General features: G+C 44.3%; 2 protein-coding genes and 1 pseudogene. 1 reads left to right on the forward strand and 2 read right to left on the reverse strand.

Features of this window, described 5'->3' with window-relative positions; genetic code table 11:
* Positions 1–211 precede the first annotated feature (211 nt).
* Positions 212–1,417: a site-specific integrase gene (locus JX312_RS11260; protein ID WP_204458063.1), complete on the forward strand. Its 1,206-nt coding sequence runs from the start codon at positions 212–214 to the stop codon at positions 1,415–1,417.
* 249 nt (positions 1,418–1,666) lie between these two features.
* On the opposite strand, the gene rbr is transcribed toward JX312_RS11260, so the two are convergent.
* Entirely contained in the window at positions 1,667–2,341 is a 675-nt protein-coding gene (gene rbr, locus JX312_RS11265; RefSeq protein WP_239653899.1) for a rubrerythrin, read from the reverse strand.
* A 63-nt stretch (positions 2,342–2,404) separates the two neighbouring features.
* A pseudogene (locus tag JX312_RS14175) lies at positions 2,405–2,848 on the reverse strand (flavin reductase family protein); the annotation flags it as partial.
* Between the last annotated feature and the right edge of the window lie 207 nt (positions 2,849–3,055).

Genomic DNA, 3,055 nt, shown 5'->3' on the forward strand with positions numbered 1-3,055 from the left:
TGTGTCATTTTTATGAGGCAGAGAAATATCAGTCGCAAGCAGGGGAGTTCTTCAAGTCATCGGATTTCCCGCAACCTCCCGAAAACTGGAAATATATTTACTCGTATAAGAGGATAAATGAATCTGCCGATAAGATAAAACAAAAGCCGGAATGATGATGGAGTGATGATGAGTTGCCTTATATTTGGGCGAATCAAAACCTCCAGAATAAATGATTTCTATAAAAGTAAAGTTCAGATCCCCGTCGGCTAAAGACCGAGAGGGTGCAATCTATTATCAGATTATCCACGAAAGAAAAGTGAGACAACTTTTTTCCGGATACAAAGTATTACCGATGGAGTGGGATAACTCACGATCAATGGTAACGGCAAAAGCTGAAAGAAAACGCGCACCGTTGATACAGACAATCCGTGAGTGTATTCTGAAGGATGTGGAGCGACTGACAAAAATCGGCAGCAGATTCGATGCAAGTGTACTCACTTACACAGTAGATGATCTGATAGAAGAGTTCAGACGATATGTCAGGGAATACACGCTCTTCAACTATATGGAGAACGTAATAGCAGGTTTGAGACATAGCAATAAGAACCGCACATCCGAAACCTACAGATCCGCGCTCAACAGTTTTAGAAAATTCCGGCAAGGCAAAGACATATTGCTTGATTCCCTGACTCCCGGAATAATTGAATCGTACGAGGCGTGGCATAAAAGCAGAGGGGTTGTGCCTAATACCATATCTTTTTATATGCGTATACTCAGGGCAGTATATAACCGTGCTGTGGAAGACAGCATTATTGAGGACTGCAATCCCTTCCGCAGAGTCTATACAGGAATAGACAAGACTGTCAAACGGGCATTGCCTCTTTCTGTTGTCAAGAAAATCAAGTCACTGGATTTATCCTTGAAGCCGACACTCAATTATGCCCGTGATATGTTCCTGATGAGTTTCTATTTAAGAGGAATGAGTTTCGTTGACATGGCGTTTCTTAAAAAGTCAGATCTTAAAAACGGTTACATCATATACCGACGTCGCAAAACCGGGCAACAACTTATAATAAAATGGACTGTAGAAATGCAGACAATACTCAACAGGTATCCGGATAATCCATGCGGCTATCTGTTACCCGTAATACGAAAATCCAAGGTAAACGAGCTGAGCTGCTATCGCAATGCCGCATATAACATCAACCATAGCCTCAAGATCATCGCGGGAATGGTAGGTGTTGCTATGCCCTTGACACTCTATGTGGCTCGTCACAGCTGGGCATCCGCTGCCAAAGCCAAGGGTATACCGTTGCCGGTAATCAGCGAAGGCATGGGTCATGATTCTGAAACGACCACACGGATATACCTTGCCAGCCTTGACACCTCAGTCGTAGACAAAGCTAACACAATCATTCTCAAAAGTCTGAGATAGAGCGAAAGTTATGAGTATTTCCAAACAACTTCTTATTTCTCGGGCTGGCGTTGTCTCGAGAGCTCGATTGCCTCCTTGCCACTTACATTGTCTATATTGCCTCTCCATCGTAGACATTGTTGACGGGTACCGCATATGGATAATATTCATCTCCATCCAAGGCAATTACCGCGTATCTCCTTCCCGGAGGATTCTATTTATCTCGCTTTCAGACAACTTCTGTTTTAAGCGGCGCATCTTCCTTTCCGGTCAGTAGTTTCCAGCACATACCTCAAAGTAGCTTTGTGAGTGGAAGCATACCGGGCAGACATCCGGTGCTTCGGTACCGATGCAAATGTGTCCGCAGTTGCGACATTCCCAGACGGTGACACCACTTTTCCGGAACACCTCATGTGCTTCCACGTTACGGAGTAGTGCCCTGTAGCGTTCTTCATGATGTTTCTCGATGGCTGCCACTCCCCGGAATTGTTCAGCGAGATTGTGGAATCCTTCTTCATCGGCCTCTTTCGCAAAGCGGTCATACATGTCTGTCCATTCATAATTCTCTCCGTCTGCGGCATGAAGCAGATTAACAGCCGTGTCACTGCTTACGCCTCCCAAAGCCTTACACCATAATTCAGCGTGCTCTTTTTCATTGTCGGCGGTCTTAAGGAACAGGGCTGCAATCTGTTCGTAGCCGTTTTTCTTAGCGACTGAAGCAAAATATGTATATTTGCTTCGAGCCATGCTCTCTCCGGCAAAAGCTTCTTGAAGATTTTTTTCTGTCTTAGTACCCGAATATTGATTGGTTGGATGATCGGAGACATTATCTGTAATCTCGACCCTCTCAAAATCGGATGCCGGATGTTTGCAGACAGGGCATATGAAGTCTGCGGGAAGTTCATCTCCTTCATATTCGAATCCGCATATCTTGCGACGCCACACGGTATGTCCGTTTCTTGATGCGGACGAAGGCTGGGGCTTGGGCTTGATGTATTCCTGATAGTAGGAATATGTTGCTGAAGGAACGTCTGACAGAGTCTCCATCTCAGTCACTTCACCGATAAACATCATATGTGTGCCGAGATCGACGGTATTGCTGACCTTGACACTGATATATGCGTTGGTGCCCTCTGTTATGGCAAGTGTACCGTTGGCAACACGCCTGCATGCTGTGAAATCTTTGAACTTGTCGACCTGTCGGCCTGTCTGAAATCCGAAACGTTTGAAAAGTGAGAAACTTGCTTTTTCACTTATTATTGAAGCCGTGAAGACTCCTGACTTCTGAATCATCTCGCATGTGAGATTCTCTTTGCTTATACATAGAGATACCTGATTGGGAGTTACGGTAACCTGTCCCAGTGTATTTGAAATGCATCCATTGTCGCGACCATCTGTGTTAGCCGTGATCACATATAACCCATAAGGGATTTTAAACATAGTGTTTTCCATAAGGAACCGTTTTTATTGTTACAACAACTGCAAGCATTATTTGTTCAGTTGATTAAACGATAGTTATTTAGAGCTTGTTTAAAAATAAAAGTGAATTTGGGGACGTAGGCTTGGAGCAGATTTCTTCTTGAGGTGAAGGAGCATAGTTCCTATGTTCGCATTCGCAAAGCGGAACTAACGATGCGCGGCTAAAACAAAGTCTTTAAA

This window comes from Barnesiella sp. CU968 (assembly GCF_905219685.1).
GTDB classification, from domain to species: domain Bacteria; phylum Bacteroidota; class Bacteroidia; order Bacteroidales; family Muribaculaceae; genus Lepagella; species Lepagella muris_A.

Coding starts and splice junctions, on each gene's coding strand:
- JX312_RS11260 (WP_204458063.1), top strand. CDS start 212: ATGATTTCTATAAAAGTAAAGTTCAGATCCCCGTCGGCTAAAGACCGA.